The sequence below is a fragment of the Paracoccaceae bacterium Fryx2 genome (assembly GCA_032334235.1).
Taxonomy (GTDB): domain Bacteria; phylum Pseudomonadota; class Alphaproteobacteria; order Rhodobacterales; family Rhodobacteraceae; genus JAVSGI01.
Map to the genome: position 1 here is coordinate 1,412,293 of JAVSGI010000003.1, position 17,577 is coordinate 1,429,869.

Sequence of the window (17,577 nt, forward strand, 5' to 3'; positions counted from 1 at the left end):
TAGCAGCGGCCAGTTCGGAGTGAAACGCCGACGCTGCTTCGATATCACGGGCATTCTGGCAATTGCAGCGGGTAGCCAAACGGCCCTGCCGTCTACGCACCATTGCCGACAAGAAGCCGGAGGAACCGGCCGGGGTGCCCCATGTGTAGGCGATGGCTGCCAAAGGCGTTCACGGGTTGCTTTATGTGGCCATCCTTGGGCTGGCGGGTCAGGGATCGCGCTGATGGTGCTGTCGGGCGCGGGCGATATCCTGTTCGGCAACTCACCCGGCCCCTTGCCGGACTTCTGAGATTTCGCGCCGCGCTATGGTCACGCAGCGATGGCCTTGCTGATGGGTGCGCTTCTGGCGCTGCGTGTAGGAGCCGCGCTCTATCATCAGTTCATCCGCAAGGATCGGTTACTTGCACGGATGGGGGTGGGTAAATGGCCACGCGCCTTTTGCCCGCGCTGGCCCTGATGCTTGCTGCCACCTTCTTCGGGATCGCCCTTTACATCAACCTCGCCGAACAGCCTGCGCGCCTTGCTCTGGCTGACATGCCGATGCTGGAACAATGGAAGGTCAGCTTCGGTGTAGGCTTTGCGTTGCAAGGCTCGCTGACCATCGCAGCCGGAGTTGCGGGCCTTGCCGCATGGTGGAGGCTGCGCGATTGGCGCTTGGGCGCGGGCGGGCTTTTGATGCTCGCCAACTGGCCGTGGACCCTTGTCGTGATCGCCCCCACGAACGCCGCTTTGCTTGCCATATTCGCCGATGCGGCTGGCCCGGAAAGCCGCGCACTCATCGAATACTGGGGCCTGACCCATGGCGGCCGTACGGCGATTTCACTGGCTGCGGTTGTGTTCTATCTGCTGGCGCTTGCCCGGCCTGATCAGTCAAAAACCTAGACGAGTTCTGTCGATATTCTGGCGCTTTGCTCCAATGTGCGGTGAACCGGGCACTTATCGGCGATCTCGCGCAGCTTGGCGCGTTCGTCGGGTGTCAAATCCCCTTTCAGCCGGATGACCCGGTGGAAGGTATCGAGCTTTGCAGGGCTCAGGGCATCGGCATCTTGCGCGTGCACCTTGGTGTGGCTGACATCGACGCTGACATGGGTCAGGGCCCAGTTCTTGCGCCGCGCGTACATCCGGATCGTCATAGCCGTGCAGGCCCCCAGCCCGGCCCCCAGAAAACCGTAGGGCGACATCCCGCGATCAGTGCCGCCATACGACTTCGGCTCGTCGGCGAGCGCGTGATGCGGGCCAGAATGTATGTCCTGCAGGAACCCGTTCGCATCGGCCTCGGACACCCGCACGATGCCTTCGGGTACGTCCGGCGGCGGTGCGGGCGGTTCGAGAGACAGATACCGCTGCACCCAGGCCGCAATAATGTTCGCCGCGTAGTCAGCGTCAGCGGCGCGGGTGATCAGGTGATCTGCGGTGTCGAGAGTGACAAAACTCTTCGGGTGCTTTGCCGCGCGGAAGATCTCGGTCGCGTTATCGATGCCCACCACCTCGTCGCGCGGGGCATGCAAAACCAGCAGCGCCGCGTGCAGCCCCGCAATCGCTGGGGCCAGATTGCCTTGCGAAATGTCGTCCACGAAGGTCTGCCCGATGCGGAACGGACGCCCGCCGAGGCTGACTTCGGCCGACCCATCGCGGCGGATCGCGGGCAGGGCATCGGCGAAGCTGTGCGCGACATGCGACGGATCGAACGGCGCGCCAATCGTGACCACCGCATGGATGCCGGGGATTTGCGCGGTCGCCTTCAGCACCGCTGCCCCGCCAAGCGAGTGGCCAATCAGCATCTGCGGCGGCATGCCCCGCGCGGACAGCGCCTTGGCCGCCAGAACCAGATCCTCGACATTCGATGTGAAATGCGTGTTCTCGAACTCGCCATCGGAATGGCCAAGACCGGTGAAGTCGAACCGCAACACTGCGATCCCCATCATCGCCAGCCTGCCCGCGATGCGGCGGGCGGCGTGGATGTCCTTTGAGCAGGTGAAGCAATGCGCAAAGATCGCCGTCGCAAGATGCGGCCCGTCGAGCAAGTCAAGCCGCGCGGCAAGGTCGTGGCCACCGTGTCCGGCGAAGGTAAAGCGTTCGGTCGGCATCGGGTCTCCTGTGCGATGGGCGCGATTTCTGCAGGCTGGTCGCAGCCTGACCGCACCGCAACATTTCAATGCCGTCCTCACGCTATGGTGACGCCCGCATTAGGGCAAGCCGACCTTCGTGCGCGCCGGAACGAGGAAGGCGATCCCGCGTTGAGATATGGAGCATCCTGCTCTCACCAAGGAGACGAACCAATGGATCACACTCGACACACGGCGCTTCAGGCCGCCGAGTTGAACGAGGCAAACCTGATGGATGCGGTCATTTACGGGCCGTCCGACGAAAGGATCGGCACCGTCGCCCACGTCCATGGCATGGGTGTCGAAACGCGGGTGATCGTGGATGTCGGTGGATTTCTCGGAATCGGGTCGAAACCCGTTGCCCTTGCATCAAGCCAGCTAAATTTCATGCGGGATGAGGATGGCACTGTCCACGCCGTCACGACCTGGACCAAGGAACAGGTCAAGGACCTGCCGGAGCATCGGCACTGAACAGGAACGGGAAAGACTTTCTGAAAGGTATGCCGCGCCGGTCTGGTCGATGAAAGCAGCCCCACCCGGCATAACCCGACAGCGCCGGACTGAACCGGACTGAAGTGGAGCGCGTCCCGCCAGCCCCGATCTCGGTCTGGCGGGACGGTTCTGGCGTTTGGAACGCATTAGCGGTCGACGCCTCAACTCGCGTGTCGGGTTGCAGGGTTCTCTGCAGCGGTGTGCCGACTGCAGCGTCGTGAAGAAGCACCCACCGCCAGATCAGATGGCCCGATCCGCTGTGATCCTGGACGGTCAAAGCACAACCCGAACCGCAATCCAGCCATTCTGTCTGCACAATCGCTCCGCCTTTCATCGTCTGACGTTGACATGGCGACGCGACTGCCATCTAGTGAGTTATCGTTAACTAACTAGATGGAGTGCGTTTTCATGCGTGTGCGGAAATCGGCAGAGGATCGCAAAGCCGAAATCGTGACAACCATGCTTCGGCTCGCCGACGAGTTGGGGCCGGATCGGCTGACGACGGCGGCGGTGGCCAAGGCGGTTGGTGTCACGCAACCGGGGATATTTCGCCATTTTCCGACCAAGCAGGATCTCTGGCTGGCTGTGGCAGCGCGGATTGCCCAGACCATGACAGCGGCGTGGGAGGGCGTGTTGGCGGGCAACGTTCACCCGCCGGATCGGGTCACGGCCCTGATCGCGGTTCAGTTGCGTCAGATCGCGGCGCACCCGGCCATCCCCGCTATTCTGCATTCGCGCGAATTGCACACTGAAAACGCTGCCCTGCGCGCACAGTTCCTCGCTTTGATGACGCAGTTTCAGACCCTGCTGACTGACGCCCTGACCGAGGGTCGCGATCAGGGCGAGTTTCGCGCCGATCTGGTGCCCAAAGACGCCGCTATCCTGCTGATTTCACTCGTTCAGGGGGTGGCGATCCGCTGGTCGCTGGGCCAGCGCGCCTTTTCGCTGGAGGACGAGGGCGGCCGCCTGCTTGCCTGTCAGATCGACCTGTTCCGACCGCAGGCTTCTTCGGAGTCCACAACATGAGCTTCCTGACAACACGCACGATCCTCGTACTTGCTGCTGTGGGGGCTGTTGCCGTCGGCGGCTGGTTCTTTCTGACCGAGCGGCCTGTGTTCGTGCCCGTGGTCACAGCGTCGCCAACCACACCGGTGCGGGTTTACGGATTGGGCACTGTCGAGGCGCGGATCGTGTCAAGGATCGGGTTCGAGGTCGGGGCGGCCCTGTCGGATCTGCGGGTGGACAGCAATGACGCAGTGGCCAGCGGGCAGGTTCTGGCCGTCCTGCAGTCATCGCAGCAACAGGCCCGCGTCGCACGGGCCGAAGCGGCCGTGGCTGCGGCGGATGCCGCGATCCTGAAGGTCGAGGCCACCGTCACCCGCGCCCGCGCCGTGCTGGCACAGCGCACTGCGGCCAATGCCCGACAGCAGGCACTGGCCGCACGCAGCGCCATCGCCGTGACTTCGGCCGAGGAGGCACAACGCGATGTCGAAGTCGCCGCCGCCGAACTGACGGTCGCGCAAAGCGATGTTGCCGTGATCCGCGCGCAGGCCGCCGACGCCCGCGCGGCGTTGCTGTATGAGCAGACCTTGCTCGCCCATCACACGCTGACCGCCCCCTTTGATGCCGTGATCGTGCAGCGCCACGCCGAGGCCGGCACGGTGGTGCGCGCGGGCGATGTGATCTTTACCCTGATGGACCCCACGACGATCTGGCTGCAGACCTACATCGACGAAGGTCGCGCCGGGGACTTGGCCTTGGGTCAGCCCGCCGAGATCAGGCTGCGCTCGCTGCCGCATGATGTGTTCACCGGCACTGTCGCCCGCATCGGCATTGAAAGCGACCGTGTGAACGAGGAACGCCGGGTCTGGGTCAGCTGCACCGATTGCCCTACGCAGGTGTTTCTGGGCGAACAGGCCGAGGTCCGCATCACCACCGCCACGTTGACCGACAGCCTTCTGGTGCCAGAGATCGCCATTCAGGGGTTTGACGGCCATCAAGGCCGGGTCTGGACCCTGCAGGACGGGCGGCTAGCCCAGGTGATGCTGACATTTGGCCACCGCACCGAGGATGCGCGGGTCGAGGTCGTCTCAAACCTGCCCGACGGCGCGCAAATCGTCGCCAGCCCGGTGAAGGGCCTGACCGAGGGTCGGCTGGCCCGCATCACAGGGGATGCGCCATGAACCTTGCGTTTCGCGACGTGCGCCACAACCTGTTCCGGTTTCTGCTGACCTGCCTCGGGCTGGGGCTGCTGATGACCGTCGTGCTGGCGATGATGGGCATCTACAACGGCCTTGTTGCCGATGCGCTGAATATCGTGAAGGCCCCGCAGGCCGACCTCTGGGTGGTCGAGGCGGAAACCCAAGGCCCCTTTGCCGAGGCGTCGAAGATCCCCAATGATACCCGCGATGCGGTGGCGCGCTTGCACGGCGTGGCGCAGGCGGGCAGCATCACCTATCAGACGGTCGAGGCGCCGTTCGAAGGTGGCACGCTGCGGCTGTATGTGATCGGCTACGAACGCGGGCGTCTGGGCGGACCGCAATCTATCATCGAAGGGCACGGATTGGAGGCCAGCCATTTTGAGATGGTGGCTGACGCCAAGACCGGCCTGACACTGGGCGACACCCTCGTTCTGGGGCGCAACCGCTTCACCGTGGTCGGGCTGGTGCGCGACACGATGAACTCGGGCGGTGACCCTGCGGTGTTCCTGACGCTGGCCGATGCGCAGGTCCTGCAGACCCAGCTTGCCCCGCCCGCCGCCCGGGTGCAGGCGGCACGTGGTGGCAGTGCTGTCAGCGGAGCCACGGTTGCGGCGGTGATCGCCCGGCTGGACCCTTCGGTGGACCCGCAAAGCGTCGCCCATACCGTGCGGCAGTGGAAACACCTGTCGGCCCTGACCCAAGCCGAGCAGGAAGACATCCTGATCCAGTCAGTGGTGGACAAGGCGCGCAAGCAGATCGGGCTGTTCCTTGGCATCCTCTTGACCGTGTCGGCGGTGGTGATCGCGTTGATCATCTACACCATGACAATGGAGAAACTGAAACAGATCGCCACGCTGAAACTGATCGGCGCGCCCGACCGGGTGATCATCGGGCTGATCGTGCAGCAATCGGTGGCGCTCGGGGCGGTCGGGTTGACGCTGGGGCTTGGGCTGATCCTGACGGTCAAGGACTACTTTCCCCGCCGCGTTCTGCTGGAGCCGGTCAACGCGCTGGCCCTGACCGGGATCATCCTGATCGTCTGCGTGCTGGCCTCGGGTCTTGGCGTGCGGGCTGCATTGAAGGTGGACCCTGCCACCGCTTTGGGGGGTTGAGATGCTGGATGACAGTCGCCGGGTGATCGTGGACATCAAGGGGGTCGCCAAGCACTATGGCGACGGAGACGCGCGGGTTGACGCCTTGCGCAACCTCGATCTGACGGTGCATGCGGGCGAAGTGGTGGCGCTCTTGGGCCCGTCAGGGTCGGGCAAGACAACGCTTTTGAACATCATCGGCTGCATCATCGACCCGTCGGAAGGTCAGGTCAGCCTTGATGGCGAGATGGTTTATGACAACAAATGGCTGCGCGGTGATCTGCGCCGCCTGCGGCTCGACAAGATCGGGTTCATCTTTCAGGCCCACAACCTGTTGCCGTTCCTTAATGCCACCGACAACGTCGCGCTGGTGCTGCAACTGGCTGGCAAGACCGCCACACAGGCGCAGGCCCGCGCGCAAGAGTTGCTGGACTATCTGGAGGTTGGCAACCGCGCCCGCGCCATGCCCGCCCTGTTGTCGGGGGGCGAAGCGCAACGCGTGGCGATTGCGCGCGCGCTGGCCAACAGCCCGCGCATCATCCTCGCCGATGAACCCACCGCCGCACTGGACAGCAAGCGCGCGGGCATCGTGATGGACCTGTTGCGCAAGCTGGCTGCCGAACAAGACGCCTGCATCATCGCGGTGACCCATGACGAAAAGATCCTCGACCGGTTCGACCGCCTGTTTCACCTGCGCGATGGGCGCCTTGAAGACAACAAGGGAGATGCGGCATGACAACGACACCAACCAGATCAACGGGCCTGACGGTCGCAGCGGGCATCGCTGTCGTGTTCGGCGCGCTGACCATCCTGTCGGGGGGCCGGGCGCTGTTCGGCGACCCGGCGGCGCAGGCCGCAGTCGGCAACGCGGTGCCTTTCGTTCTGTGGTTCAATTTCCTTTCCGGCTTTGCCTATGTGCTGGCCGGGATCGGGATCGCCCTGCCCAAACCCTGGGCCGGGCCGCTGGCCATCGCGCTGGCCCTCGCCATCCTCACGGTCTTTGCGCTGCTCGGCCTGCACATCCTGATGGGCGGGGCTTATGAGTTGCGCACGATCGGTGCCATGACCCTGCGCGCGGCGGTCTGGATCGGCATCGCGGTTTACCTGCGGCGCGGAGCCGTGCTCGGATCAGCGCGACTTTGAGGTTGCGAAGCCCGTGTGGTTTCAACCAATGGTCAAAGCCTGTTGTGCTCAGTCGGTGGGTGTAGTGCGGCCACCCTTCGGGGCGCCCATGGGAAACGTGGCGCGCGTCAGCATCCGACCGTCGGCGTCGATCGTCAACCGCAGAGCCCGCTCTGCGCGGCGAAACGTCAGTCGATATCGGCCAAAGTCGGCGTCCATGTCAGCCTCGCAAACGCTGGTCACCTCGCCCGCGCGCATCCGGGTCTGCAACGTGGGGGGTCACGGCCGAAGGCCGTCGCGTTCACCGTAGAGTCCACCTCGAACCCGGTACTGGGCGCGATTTTTGCCACGCACATCACCGACTGCGACCCGCACATTGCGCGGATTATTGACGTCCACCTGATCGGACGGGATGGCAATGCCTCGACCTTCTCGCGCTATGAAGCGGCCTGATACTTTTCGTGATTTTCTGCCGCTTTGGCACGGGCTGGTGAGAAACACACCTGCCCGTGCCGATGTCGCTACATGCCTTTTGCGGCAAGCCAGGCGTTCATCTGCGCGATCTCGGTTTCCTGTGCCGCGATCACGGCTTCGGACAGGGCGCGGATTTCGGGGTCTGTGCCGAATTCCAGTTGCACCTTCGCCATCGCCACAGCGGCCTCATGGTGCGGGATCATACCCTTGACGAAATCCACATCAGCATCGCCGGTGTAGGGGATCATCATGTCCTTCATCATCACATCCATCGCGGCCGCATAGGCCTGCACCGCCGGGTTGTCGGCCAGTTCGGGCGGAATCATGGAAGCGTGGTTCATCATGCCCATGCCTTCCATCCCGGCCATGCCGGAATGGTCCATGTTCGAATGGTCCATCGTCGTTTGGGCCAAAGCCAGCCCGCCCGCGATTGCGACTGCGCCAGCGATCAGCGCGAGGTTCCGTTTTCTCATCATCATCTTCCCTGTCTTGGTATGTGTTTTTACGCAGGCGCGAAGCCGGCATCGGTCAGCACTGCCGCTAACCGCTCACGCGGCGCGGTCGTGGTCACGTCAACGGTGCGTGTTGCGGGATCGGCCTTTACCTCAGCCGTTGCATCGACGGATTGAATGGCCTTTGTGACGCCGCGCGCGCAACCGCCGCAGGTCATGGTTTCGATATGGAATTGCATAGACACTCCTTCGGGATCTTGCCTCATTCAGTGACAGATAGGGCTTCCAACGGTTGTAAGGTCAAGAGCACAAGGCCGTGATTAGATTTCTTTGCCAAGCCTATTGACCTTACCATCATGGGAAGGCCTATCTGGGTGGGCGGAACGTAGCCGCAAAGGTGGTCCGCAATGAACATCAACCCCAAAGATATGCAGCCCAGCCTGCAATCAAAGGTCGTCCTAGACGTCGAAGGCATGACCTGTGCGTCTTGCGTCGGTCGGGTGGAGCGTGCATTGAAGGCCGTGCCGGGGGTAGCGCAGGCTTCGGTCAACTTGGCCACCGAACGCGCAGAAATCACTGGCCCCGACCTTGACCGCGCGGCGCTGGTCAAGGCTGTCGAGGGCGTGGGCTATGACGTCGCTTCGTCCCCCATCGATCTTGCTATTGAAGGGATGACCTGTGCCTCCTGCGTCGCGCGGGTGGAACGAGCGCTTAAAGCGGTGCCGGGCGTGACGGGGGCCACGGTCAACCTCGCGACCGAACGGGCGCATGTGATCGGCCAAGCTGATGCTGCGGCCCTGATCCGTGCCATCGAGGGAGCTGGCTATGATGCGCGGCTGGCGGTGTCGGCGTCTGCCATGTCCGGAGAGGTGGTGGACCGCAAGGCGGCCGAGGAAGCCACCCTGAAGCGCGATCTGTTGATTGCGGCGGCGCTGTCCTTGCCCGTGTTCTTGCTGGAAATGGGGTCGCATCTGTTCCTGTGGGTCCACATGGCGGTGATGAACACTATTGGCATGCAGAACAGCTGGTACCTGCAGTTCGCGCTGACAACGGCGGTCCTGCTCGGGCCGGGACGGCGGTTCTACATAAAGGGCTACCCTGCACTGGCGCGGTTTGCGCCCGATATGAACAGCCTTGTGGCGGTCGGCACCTCCGCCGCCTATGGCTACTCGCTGGTCGCGACCTTTGCTGCCGGTCTGCTGCCATCGGGCACGGTGAACGTGTATTACGAGGCGGCCGCGGTGATCGTAACTCTGATCCTGCTGGGCCGGTATCTGGAAGCGCGCGCCAAGGGCCGCACATCCGAGGCGATCAAACGGCTGGTCGGGTTGCAGGCCAAGACTGCACGTGTGGTCAGAAACGGTGCTGCCATTGACGTGCCGATCGCCGAGGTTCAGCCCGGTGATCTTGTTGAAGTGCGCCCCGGCGAACGGGTGCCGGTAGATGGTGCTGTGACTCACGGCACAAGCTGGATCGACGAGAGCATGATCTCGGGCGAACCCATGGCCGTCGAAAAGACCCCCGGCAGCGGCGTCACCGGCGGCACGGTCAACCAGACCGGCGCCTTTACCTTCCGCGCAACGGCGGTGGGTGAGGCGACCATGCTGGCGCAGATCATCCGCATGGTCGAGGCGGCGCAGGGCGGCAAGCTGCCCATTCAGGCGCTGGTGGACCGGATCACCATGTGGTTCGTGCCCGCGGTGATGGCATTGGCCGCGCTGACTTTTGCCGTCTGGCTGATCTTTGGCCCGGATCCTGCGCTGACCTTTGGACTTGTGAACGCGGTGGCCGTGCTGATCATCGCCTGCCCCTGTGCGATGGGCCTTGCCACGCCGACATCCATCATGGTCGGCACCGGGCGTGGGGCTGAACTTGGCGTGCTGTTCCGCAAGGGTGAGGCGCTGCAAGCCTTGCAGGAGGTGCGTGTCGTGGCGTTCGACAAGACCGGTACGCTGACCGAGGGCAAGCCCAGTCTGACCGACCTGCACCTTGCCCCCGGCTTTGACCGTGCCCCCGTGCTGGCCGCTGTCGCGTCGGTCGAGGCGAAGTCCGAACACCCGATCGCCCGCGCCATCGTGGCGGCGGCTGTTGAAGAGGGTCTGACGCTGCCGGATATAACTGGCTTTGCGTCGCTGACGGGCTACGGCGTCGAGGCGCTGGCAGGCGGCGTGCGGGTCGAAATCGGCGCGGACCGGTACATGTTGAAACTCGGTCTGAATGTGGCCGCCTTTGCGGAGGTGGCAGCGAGACTGGCCGACGAGGGCAAGTCGCCTCTTTATGCCGCAATTGACGGAAGGCTGGCGGCGATCCTGGCCGTGGCCGATCCGATCAAGGAAACCACACCGCAAGCCATCCGCGCGCTGCATGCGCTTGGCCTCAAAGTCGCGATGATCACCGGCGACAACGCCCGCACGGCGCAGGCCATCGCCCGGCAGTTGGGCATTGACGAGGTGGTGGCCGAGGTGCTGCCTGACGGCAAGGTGGCCGAGGTGCTGCCTGACGGCAAGGTGGCCGCAGTGAAACGGCTCAAGGCCTTCGGCCCGCTCGCCTATGTCGGTGACGGCATCAACGACGCCCCGGCCCTGGCCGAAGCGGATGTGGGGCTTGCCGTCGGCACTGGCACCGACATCGCCATCGAAGCGGCGGATGTCGTGTTGATGACGGGGCGGCTGACCGCAGTGCCGGATGCCATAGCGCTGTCAAAGGCCACGATGCGCAACATCCGGCAAAACCTGTTCTGGGCCTTTGCCTACAATGCGGCCCTCATCCCGGTGGCGGCGGGTGTCCTGTGGCCCGCCTTCGGCATCCTTCTGTCCCCGGTCTTTGCCGCCGGTGCCATGGCGCTGTCATCAGTCTTTGTCCTTGGTAACGCGCTGCGTCTGCGCCGCTATTCCCCCACTCCGGCTTGAAGGAGCCCAACCCATGAACATCGGTGAAGCAGCCAAAGCCTCCGGCGTGTCGGCCAAGATGATCCGCTATTACGAATCCACCGGCCTGATCCCGACAGCGGGGCGATCGGGGTCTGGCTACCGCGTCTATTCCGATACCGAGGTGCAGATGCTGCGCTTCATCCGCCGGTCACGCGATCTGGGCTTTCCAGTCGAAAAGATTGAGGAACTGCTGGCACTGTGGCGCGACCGATCCCGCCACAGCGCCGACGTCAAGCGTCTGGCTCAGGAACAGATCGACGGGCTGGAACGCAAGATCGCCGAGATGCAGGCGATGAAGGAAACGCTCCAGCACCTTGCAGACGCCTGCTGTGGCGACCATCGGCCAGACTGCCCCATCCTCGCCGACCTCGGCAACGGGCCAAGCCAGATGCCGAGTGTTGCACGGCCAAGCGGGCAGAAGCGCGGGCAACCGGAGCAGCGGCGGTCGGCTGACTGAGCAAGCCGCAATCAGGCAGCCTTTGGCCATCGACGGTGGAGATCGTCGATGACAACAGGATGGGCATGATGAGAACCGTGTTCGGCCAAGTGGGGATGATCCGCTGGCAAGTCCGGATGATCGTGAGCCAAAACCGATTGATCCTCTGCAGGCCAGATGCGCAAAACTGCCATCAGCCCGAGAGCGCCTATGGCGGCCAAGGCCAGGGCGGCCGTGCCCATCCCAGCACTTGCCCCGACCCAGCCCGCAAGCGGGTAGGTCACCAGCCAGCAGGCGTGGCTGAGCGCAAATTGTGTGCGTGTTTCGCTTGATGGTGGGCATCGATTTCACGGGATCATGGGCAGTCATTTCGCGTGAAGCTGGGCACTGATTTCGCGGGATCGCGGGCAGGTCTGGTCGGCAAATTGAGGATAGTTGCGCCTTCAGGAATGAAGGGGTGGCTTGATGCCGACAGGACGATTGAACATGCGCCGGATACGAGATGTTTTGCGATTGAAGCTTGGGCAAGGCCTGAGCGAGCGGTCCATTGCCGCTTCCCTCGGTCTGAGCAAGGGGAGCGTCGGAAGCTACACCCAACGGGCGCGTCATGCCGGGCTCACGTGGCCCTTGCCGGAGGGGATCGATGACGACAGCCTTGAACTTCTTTTGTTTCCAGCCCCGCCCACGGTGCCGGACGCGGAGCGGCTTGTGCCCGACTGGGCGGAGATTGACCGCGAGTTGCGCCGCCCTGGGGTGACGCGGATGCTGCTCTGGGAAGAATACCGTGCCGCGCACCCCGGGGGTTTTGCCTATACTTGGTTTTGCACGCATTACGAGGCTTGGAAGGGTCGGGTGCGCCCGACGATGCGCCAGACACATGTGGGCGGCGAGAAGGTGTTCGTCGACTTTGCCGGCGACACCATCGACGTGATCGACCCCACGACCGGCGAAGCGCGGGCCATGAAGCTGTTCGTGGCGGCAATGGGGGCATCGAATCACACCTATGCCGAGGCGGTGGCATCGGAGGGGTTGGAAGATTGGATCCTCGCGCATATCCGGATGTTCGCCTTTCTGGGCGGCGTGCCAAAGGCGGTGGTTCCGGACAATCTGAAGTCCGCCGTGATCAAGGCAGACCGGTTTGATCCGGGGCTGAACCGGACCTATGCCGAGATGGCGGCGCATTATGGCACCGCCGTTCTGCCCGCCCGGCCGCGCAAACCCCGGGACAAGGCGAAGGTGGAAGTGGCTGTCCAAGTGGCACAACGCTGGATTCTGGCGCGGCTGCGGAACCACCGGTTCTTCTCATTGGCCGAGTTGAACGTGGCGATCCGGCGGCTGCTGGACGAGTTGAACATGCGCGTGATGCGCGGCTATGGCGCCAGCCGCGCCGATCTGTTTGCCACTTTGGATCGGCCCAATCTTCAGCCCCTACCGCCCGAACCTTATGTCTTCGCCCGCTGGAAGCGCGCCCGCGTGGCACCCGACTATCACGTTGAGGTCGACAGCTCATGGTATTCCGTGCCCTTCGCGCTGATCAAACAAGAGGTCGATGTTCGCACAAGCGGCCAGACGGTCGAGATATTCCATCGTGGTCAGAGGGTTGCGAGCCACGTGCGCACCCCGGGGCGGCGCAGCCATGTCACCGTGGCCGACCATATGCCATCGGCCCATCGTCGCTTTGCCGAATGGACCCCGGCCAGAATGCTGGCGCAGGCAACCAAGACCGGCCCCGCCGTCGCCGCCTTTTGCGAGATGGTGATGGCTGACCGCCCCCATCCTGAACAGGGGTTCCGCACCTGCCTGGGTGTGCTGGCCTTGGTCAAAACCTATGGGCCGGAGCGCGTTGATGCGGCCTGCCAGCGGGGTGTGACCATCCGGGCCCGCACCGTCACCTCCATTCGTTCGATCCTCAAGACCGGCCTCGATCGCGCCTTCCTGGAAGGCTCCGAAGAGGTCGCCCCCCTCCAGCACGCCAACATTCGTGGCGGCAGCTATTACCATTGAGAAAGGACTAAAATGCTGACCCATCCCACCCACGACCGACTGTTGGCGCTCGGCCTGACCGGCATTGCATCGGCGCTCGAAGAACAACGCAGGTCAACCGCCTTCGACGCCCTCTCGTTCGAAGAGCGTCTCGGCCTGCTGGTCGACCGCGAGGCTGCAGAGCGCGACACCAAGAAACTGGCCTCCCGGCTCAAGTTTGCGGCTCTGCGCCAAGATGCCAGCGTCGAGGATCTGGACCTGCGCAGCCCACGTGGTCTTGACCGCAGTGTCATGGCGCATCTTGCCGATGGCGGCTGGATCGCCCGGCACGAGAACCTGCTGATAACCGGGCCGACCGGTTTGGGCAAAAGCTGGATCGCCTGCGCCCTTGGCCACAAGGCGTGCCGGGATGGGCGGCCCGTCCTCTATCAACGTGCGCCGCGCATGTTCGAGGCCCTTGCTCTGGCCCGTGGCGATGGCCGCCATGAACGCATCCTCAAAACCATCGCCCGCATGGATGTGCTGATCATTGACGATTGGGGCCTCGCCGTCCTCACCGCCCCGGAGCGCCGTGACCTGCTGGAAATCCTCGAAGACCGCCACGGCCGCGCTTCCACCATCGTCACAAGCCAACTCCCCGTTGACCAGTGGCACGAAGCCATCGGCGACCCAACGCTCGCAGATGCCATCCTCGACCGCCTCGTTCACAACGCACACCGCCTCACCCTCTCAGGTGAAAGCCTGCGCAGGCGCTCCGCCGTCACAAAAAAGCTTGACCAAATCGTTCAAGCCTGACTCCATGAAAGCGTCGGCCAGCCTGCCCACGATCCCGTGAAATGACTGCCCAGAATGGCGCGAAACGCGTGCCCACGATCGCGCGAAATCAGCGCCCATTCTCCGCGAAATCCGCACAAATTGTGCGGCGAAGACAGCGCCCCGGTCGGCCTCGCGTGCGGAACGGTTGATGATGCGCCCGATGGGTGTCTGGGTCAGCGAAAAGCCGAAGCCGATCAAGGCCCAAAGGGCGATCAGCGCGGCAAGGCCGCCGACGAGCGGCACCAGCGCCACTCCCGCGACCATCAGTGCAGCGCCTCCGATCATCACGGGTCGATCTTCCAGTCGCTCAAGCATGCGGGGCAGCAAGACCGCAGCCAGCATTGACCCCGCTCCGAAACCCGCAAACGCCAGCGCGACGGATTCCTCGCCCAGACCCAGCCGTGCCTGCACCAGCACGACTGTATTCACATAGATCATCGCCCCGGCGGCGGCGACGGCGGCCTCCATCACCATCAGCCCGCGCAGCCGGGGCGTTCGGGTGTAGATGCGGATGCCTTTGGTCACGTCTGCCCAGAAATGGTTATCCTCCCTCTGTACCCGGTCTGGTAGACGCGCGGTCATAACCAGCAAGGCCGAGGCCACGAACCCCACGACAGTGCCTGCAAACAGCATCGGGAAGCTGACAACTGTCAACAAAAGTGCTGCGATCATGGGCGAGGCGAGTTGTTCCAGATCCTCAGTCAGCCGCAGCAGGGACAGCGCATTGGTGTAATCGTCCTCGTCCTTCAGAACATCGGGGATCACCGCCTGAAACGCCGGGGTGAACCCGGCAGACGCCGCCTGCAGGGCGAAGATCAGCAGATAGACCTGCCAGACTTCCGTCACGAAGGGCAGGAAAGCGATCACGCCCGCCCGGATCAGGTCGAGCGCCACCAGAAACGCGCGTCGCGGCAGGCGCTCTGCGATGGCCGCAGCCACCGGGGCCAGCGTCACATAGGCCACCATCTTGATCGCCAGCGCCGTTCCCAGCACTGCGCCTGCATTGTCACCTGCAAGCTGCCAAGCCAGGAGACCGAGGGCCACAGTCGCCAAGCCCGTTCCCACCAGCGCCACGAGTTGGGCTGCGAACAGATGGCGGAAGGTCGGGTCGCGAAGGGTGTTCAGCATCTTACAGCAGCTTCGTCAGGGATTTGATTTCGGCGAGGTCGTGCTCGCCCCCGGCCGTGACGCAGTGGTCGATATGGTCGTGGATCAGCGCCCGCTTCGCCTCGGCAACCGCGCGTTCAACGGCGTGAAGCTGCGTGGCCAGATCCACGCAGGGCCGCCCTTCCTCGATCATGCCGATCACGCGGCGCAGATGCCCCTCGGCGCGTTTCAGCCGGGTGGCGATGGCAGGGTGGCTTGCATGGATATGAGGTTCTGACATAAAGGGAGGCTATCCCCCCCTGGGGGATCAGGCAAGCAGGAAACAGGGGAGGCAATCCCCGAAGGGCTGGATGATGCAGGCGCGGGTTTCAGGATGGGGCAGGATTTGGTCGCTGTGTGCGGCCATTGTCATGGCACTGTCATTGGCTGCAGCGCCTGCGATCGAGGCCGTCAAGCATGGCCCCGGGGCGATGGTGGCTGAGGCTGACCATCGCGAGTTTCATGCCGCGCACGGCCATTCCCATCAGATGCCGAGCGCCCATCACGACTCTGGTGATCATGACCATGTCAGCGCGGCCGTGCTCGCTGCACCCGGGGCCGAGGTCCACACTTCCCCGGAGCGCAAGCTGCGCCCTGATACCATGGTTTCCGTTGGCACCATCCGCGAAGGCCCGCGACGACCACCCCGCCTGACGATGATCTGAACCGCCCCCTGCACCCGCGGGCGGCATCACAGCTTCATCAATCAGGATCTTCAACATGACCCCAAGTTCACGGGCACTACTGCGCCCACCTGTGCTATGGCCAGCCTTTGCTGCTCTTGGCACCTTTCTCGCCTGCCTCCCGTTCACGGGCGCGGCTCTTGCCCATGCCGTCACCGAAGGCGACGCGGGCTATGTGCAAGAGGTGACGGGCTTTCGCCCCATCGCCTTCATCTACCTCGGCGCCAAGCACATGGTGACGGGCTATGATCACCTCCTGTTCCTCGCCGGTGTGGTGTTCTTCCTCTACCGGTCCAAGGACATCGCCACCTATGTCAGCATCTTTGCTATCGGCCATTCGGTCACGATGATCGCCGGTGTCTGGTGGTCCATCTCGATCAACGCCTACATCATCGACGCGATCATCGCGTTTTCCGTGGTCTACAAGGCGCTGGATAACCTCGGCGCATTTAGGTTGTGGTTCGGGGTGCAGCCGAACACCAAGGCGGCGACGCTGGTCTTTGGCCTGCTGCACGGCTTCGGCCTTGCGACCAAAATTCAGGAATACGAAATCTCGCCCGATGGCCTGCTCGGCAACCTGGTCGCGTTCAACGTCGGCGTCGAGCTTGGCCAGCTTATGGCGCTGGCGGTCATCCTGCTCGCGATGACCCAATGGCGGGCGCGCCCCGCCTTCGCGCGGCAAGCCTATGCCGCGAATGTCCTGATGATGGTGGCTGGCTTTGCCCTGATGGGCCTGCAGATCACCGGCTATTTCGTCGCCTGAAGGGAGGGCACAATCCAATGACAAACCGGTTTGATATCCAGAAAGCCCCCCTGCGGGCAGAACCCCGTGCGACGGCCGCACCATCATCAGGCGTGCAATCGGTCCCGGCCACTCCGGGCGGCCTGATCCGCTCCACCCTGATTGCGGCGGGGGCGGCGGGCGCTATCCTCGTCCTGTTCTGGCTGCCCGCCGAATACGGCATCGACCCGACAGGCGTTGGCGGGCTCACGGGCCTAACCGAGATGGGCGAGATCAAAAGCCAACTTGCCGCCGAGGCAGAGGCCGACGCGCAGGCCATAGCTGCCCCTGCGGCAGCGACCTCGGCTGCAGCGGCACAAACCAGTGCGGCAATCCCCACGGAGGTGTTGCAGCGCCTAGACCGGATCGATGCGCAGCTTGCCGCCATCGCGGCGGTGATCGGCACGCCCCCAAGCCTGCCCGAACCCCCGGCCGAACCCCCGGCCGAAGCCCCGATCGTGGCCGATCCTGTGCCAGCGGAAACAGCCGTTCCAACTCCCGATGCCGTAGAAGCGGCTGTTGCTGCGGCAACTGCCCCTGAATGGCGCGACGAGGTGAGCTACACCCTGAACCCCGGCGAGGGGATTGAGGTGAAACTCGCAATGGAGGAAGGCCAAGTTGCCCGTTTCGCCTGGACCGCGAACGGCGGTGTGGTGAACTTCGACCTGCACGGCGACGGCAGCGGGCAGAACACAAGCTACGAGCAAGGCCGCGCCGTGCCGGAACAGACGGGCGACCTCGTCGCGGCTTTCACTGGCAACCACGGTTGGTTCTGGCGCAACCGCTCTGACGCGCCGGTGACAGTGACGCTGCGCACGGGTGGGGAGTACACCAACCTGAAGACTCCGTGAGCGATTGGATCTGT

The 17,577-nt window shown here is 63.9% G+C and carries 20 protein-coding genes; 15 read left to right on the plus strand and 5 right to left on the minus strand.

Annotation, left to right across the window (positions count from 1 at the left end):
• Positions 1 to 423 precede the first annotated feature (423 nt).
• Complete coding sequence (locus RNZ50_07965) at positions 424 to 882, plus strand: DUF1772 domain-containing protein (protein ID MDT8854954.1); 459 nt, start codon at positions 424 to 426, stop codon at positions 880 to 882.
• Here RNZ50_07965 and RNZ50_07970 read toward each other — a convergent pair.
• Entirely contained in the window at positions 879 to 2,087 is a 1,209-nt protein-coding gene (locus tag RNZ50_07970; protein ID MDT8854955.1) for a bifunctional alpha/beta hydrolase/OsmC family protein, read from the minus strand. The genes RNZ50_07965 and RNZ50_07970 overlap by 4 nt on opposite strands.
• 192 nt (positions 2,088 to 2,279) lie before the next feature.
• On the opposite strand from RNZ50_07970, the gene RNZ50_07975 reads away from it, so the two are divergent.
• From RNZ50_07975 to RNZ50_08005, 7 genes are all read left to right on the plus strand, one after another.
• Positions 2,280 to 2,576 carry a PRC-barrel domain containing protein gene (locus RNZ50_07975; GenBank protein ID MDT8854956.1) on the plus strand — a complete coding sequence of 99 codons (297 nt, stop codon included), beginning with the start codon at positions 2,280 to 2,282 and terminating at the stop codon, positions 2,574 to 2,576.
• A gap of 480 nt (positions 2,577 to 3,056) precedes the next feature.
• Positions 3,057 to 3,623 (plus strand): TetR/AcrR family transcriptional regulator, encoded by a 567-nt coding sequence (locus RNZ50_07980; GenBank protein MDT8854957.1) that lies wholly within the window; start codon positions 3,057 to 3,059, stop codon positions 3,621 to 3,623.
• Positions 3,620 to 4,780, plus strand: coding sequence for an efflux RND transporter periplasmic adaptor subunit (locus RNZ50_07985; GenBank protein ID MDT8854958.1), 1,161 nt, complete (start codon positions 3,620 to 3,622; stop codon positions 4,778 to 4,780). The genes RNZ50_07980 and RNZ50_07985 overlap by 4 nt, the downstream gene beginning before the upstream one ends.
• Positions 4,777 to 5,910 carry an ABC transporter permease gene (locus tag RNZ50_07990; protein MDT8854959.1) on the plus strand — a complete coding sequence of 378 codons (1,134 nt, stop codon included), beginning with the start codon at positions 4,777 to 4,779 and terminating at the stop codon, positions 5,908 to 5,910. Before RNZ50_07985 ends, RNZ50_07990 begins: the two co-directional genes overlap by 4 nt.
• A 1-nt stretch (position 5,911) precedes the next feature.
• Positions 5,912 to 6,625 carry an ABC transporter ATP-binding protein gene (locus RNZ50_07995; protein ID MDT8854960.1) on the plus strand — a complete coding sequence of 238 codons (714 nt, stop codon included), beginning with the start codon at positions 5,912 to 5,914 and terminating at the stop codon, positions 6,623 to 6,625.
• The gene (locus tag RNZ50_08000) at positions 6,622 to 7,032 is read left to right on the plus strand and encodes a hypothetical protein (GenBank protein ID MDT8854961.1); all 411 of its coding nucleotides are present in this window, start codon (positions 6,622 to 6,624) and stop codon (positions 7,030 to 7,032) included. The genes RNZ50_07995 and RNZ50_08000 overlap by 4 nt, the downstream gene beginning before the upstream one ends.
• A gap of 15 nt (positions 7,033 to 7,047) precedes the next feature.
• Positions 7,048 to 7,464: a hypothetical protein gene (locus tag RNZ50_08005; protein ID MDT8854962.1), complete on the plus strand. Its 417-nt coding sequence runs from the start codon at positions 7,048 to 7,050 to the stop codon at positions 7,462 to 7,464.
• 68 nt (positions 7,465 to 7,532) lie between these two features.
• On the opposite strand, the gene RNZ50_08010 is transcribed toward RNZ50_08005, so the two are convergent.
• Positions 7,533 to 7,961, minus strand: coding sequence for a DUF305 domain-containing protein (locus RNZ50_08010; protein MDT8854963.1), 429 nt, complete (start codon positions 7,959 to 7,961; stop codon positions 7,533 to 7,535).
• 26 nt (positions 7,962 to 7,987) lie between these two features.
• A complete protein-coding gene (locus RNZ50_08015) occupies positions 7,988 to 8,176 on the minus strand; it encodes a heavy-metal-associated domain-containing protein (GenBank protein ID MDT8854964.1) in 189 nt (62 codons plus the stop codon).
• A gap of 168 nt (positions 8,177 to 8,344) precedes the next feature.
• On the opposite strand from RNZ50_08015, the gene RNZ50_08020 reads away from it, so the two are divergent.
• From RNZ50_08020 to istB, 4 genes are all read left to right on the plus strand, one after another.
• Positions 8,345 to 10,846 (plus strand): heavy metal translocating P-type ATPase, encoded by a 2,502-nt coding sequence (locus tag RNZ50_08020; GenBank protein ID MDT8854965.1) that lies wholly within the window; start codon positions 8,345 to 8,347, stop codon positions 10,844 to 10,846.
• 13 nt (positions 10,847 to 10,859) lie between these two features.
• The gene (gene cueR / locus RNZ50_08025) at positions 10,860 to 11,324 is read left to right on the plus strand and encodes a Cu(I)-responsive transcriptional regulator (GenBank protein MDT8854966.1); all 465 of its coding nucleotides are present in this window, start codon (positions 10,860 to 10,862) and stop codon (positions 11,322 to 11,324) included.
• Between the two features lie 444 nt (positions 11,325 to 11,768).
• The gene (gene istA, locus RNZ50_08030) at positions 11,769 to 13,307 is read left to right on the plus strand and encodes an IS21 family transposase (protein ID MDT8854967.1); all 1,539 of its coding nucleotides are present in this window, start codon (positions 11,769 to 11,771) and stop codon (positions 13,305 to 13,307) included.
• A 12-nt stretch (positions 13,308 to 13,319) separates the two neighbouring features.
• Positions 13,320 to 14,081, plus strand: coding sequence for an IS21-like element helper ATPase IstB (gene istB / locus RNZ50_08035; GenBank protein MDT8854968.1), 762 nt, complete (start codon positions 13,320 to 13,322; stop codon positions 14,079 to 14,081).
• Here the strand turns inward: istB and RNZ50_08040 are convergent.
• Entirely contained in the window at positions 14,016 to 15,230 is a 1,215-nt protein-coding gene (locus RNZ50_08040; protein ID MDT8854969.1) for an MFS transporter, read from the minus strand. The two genes, istB and RNZ50_08040, sit on opposite strands and share 66 nt — an antisense overlap.
• Position 15,231: 1 nt before the next feature.
• Positions 15,232 to 15,489 carry a metal-sensing transcriptional repressor gene (locus RNZ50_08045; GenBank protein MDT8854970.1) on the minus strand — a complete coding sequence of 86 codons (258 nt, stop codon included), beginning with the start codon at positions 15,487 to 15,489 and terminating at the stop codon, positions 15,232 to 15,234.
• 130 nt (positions 15,490 to 15,619) lie between these two features.
• Here RNZ50_08045 and RNZ50_08050 point away from each other — a divergent pair, with 130 nt between their 5' ends.
• From RNZ50_08050 to RNZ50_08060, 3 genes are read left to right on the plus strand one after another with little or no spacing between them, the layout of a single operon-like run.
• Positions 15,620 to 15,913 carry a hypothetical protein gene (locus RNZ50_08050; GenBank protein ID MDT8854971.1) on the plus strand — a complete coding sequence of 98 codons (294 nt, stop codon included), beginning with the start codon at positions 15,620 to 15,622 and terminating at the stop codon, positions 15,911 to 15,913.
• Positions 15,914 to 15,968: 55 nt separating this feature from the next.
• Positions 15,969 to 16,694 carry a HupE/UreJ family protein gene (locus RNZ50_08055; GenBank protein ID MDT8854972.1) on the plus strand — a complete coding sequence of 242 codons (726 nt, stop codon included), beginning with the start codon at positions 15,969 to 15,971 and terminating at the stop codon, positions 16,692 to 16,694.
• A 17-nt stretch (positions 16,695 to 16,711) separates the two neighbouring features.
• Entirely contained in the window at positions 16,712 to 17,563 is an 852-nt protein-coding gene (locus tag RNZ50_08060; GenBank protein MDT8854973.1) for a hypothetical protein, read from the plus strand.
• Positions 17,564 to 17,577: the final 14 nt, after the last annotated feature.

What these genes read in the sequence shown, in the direction of transcription:
- RNZ50_07985 (MDT8854958.1), top strand. Translation starts at nt 3,620, where the DNA reads ATGAGCTTCCTGACAACACGCACGATCCTCGTACTTGCTGCTGTGGGG.
- RNZ50_07995 (MDT8854960.1), top strand. Translation starts at nt 5,912, where the DNA reads ATGCTGGATGACAGTCGCCGGGTGATCGTGGACATCAAGGGGGTCGCC.
- RNZ50_08000 (MDT8854961.1), top strand. Translation starts at nt 6,622, where the DNA reads ATGACAACGACACCAACCAGATCAACGGGCCTGACGGTCGCAGCGGGC.
- istB (MDT8854968.1), top strand. Translation starts at nt 13,320, where the DNA reads ATGCTGACCCATCCCACCCACGACCGACTGTTGGCGCTCGGCCTGACC.
- RNZ50_08060 (MDT8854973.1), top strand. Translation starts at nt 16,712, where the DNA reads ATGACAAACCGGTTTGATATCCAGAAAGCCCCCCTGCGGGCAGAACCC.
- RNZ50_07965 (MDT8854954.1), top strand. Translation starts at nt 424, where the DNA reads ATGGCCACGCGCCTTTTGCCCGCGCTGGCCCTGATGCTTGCTGCCACC.
- RNZ50_08045 (MDT8854970.1), bottom strand. Translation starts at nt 15,489, where the DNA reads ATGTCAGAACCTCATATCCATGCAAGCCACCCTGCCATCGCCACCCGG.
- RNZ50_08015 (MDT8854964.1), bottom strand. Translation starts at nt 8,176, where the DNA reads ATGCAATTCCATATCGAAACCATGACCTGCGGCGGTTGCGCGCGCGGC.
- RNZ50_08040 (MDT8854969.1), bottom strand. Translation starts at nt 15,230, where the DNA reads ATGCTGAACACCCTTCGCGACCCGACCTTCCGCCATCTGTTCGCAGCC.
- cueR (MDT8854966.1), top strand. Translation starts at nt 10,860, where the DNA reads ATGAACATCGGTGAAGCAGCCAAAGCCTCCGGCGTGTCGGCCAAGATG.
- RNZ50_07990 (MDT8854959.1), top strand. Translation starts at nt 4,777, where the DNA reads ATGAACCTTGCGTTTCGCGACGTGCGCCACAACCTGTTCCGGTTTCTG.
- RNZ50_08050 (MDT8854971.1), top strand. Translation starts at nt 15,620, where the DNA reads ATGGCACTGTCATTGGCTGCAGCGCCTGCGATCGAGGCCGTCAAGCAT.
- RNZ50_08055 (MDT8854972.1), top strand. Translation starts at nt 15,969, where the DNA reads ATGACCCCAAGTTCACGGGCACTACTGCGCCCACCTGTGCTATGGCCA.
- RNZ50_08010 (MDT8854963.1), bottom strand. Translation starts at nt 7,961, where the DNA reads ATGATGAGAAAACGGAACCTCGCGCTGATCGCTGGCGCAGTCGCAATC.
- RNZ50_07970 (MDT8854955.1), bottom strand. Translation starts at nt 2,087, where the DNA reads ATGCCGACCGAACGCTTTACCTTCGCCGGACACGGTGGCCACGACCTT.
- RNZ50_08020 (MDT8854965.1), top strand. Translation starts at nt 8,345, where the DNA reads ATGAACATCAACCCCAAAGATATGCAGCCCAGCCTGCAATCAAAGGTC.
- istA (MDT8854967.1), top strand. Translation starts at nt 11,769, where the DNA reads ATGCCGACAGGACGATTGAACATGCGCCGGATACGAGATGTTTTGCGA.
- RNZ50_07975 (MDT8854956.1), top strand. Translation starts at nt 2,280, where the DNA reads ATGGATCACACTCGACACACGGCGCTTCAGGCCGCCGAGTTGAACGAG.
- RNZ50_07980 (MDT8854957.1), top strand. Translation starts at nt 3,057, where the DNA reads ATGCTTCGGCTCGCCGACGAGTTGGGGCCGGATCGGCTGACGACGGCG.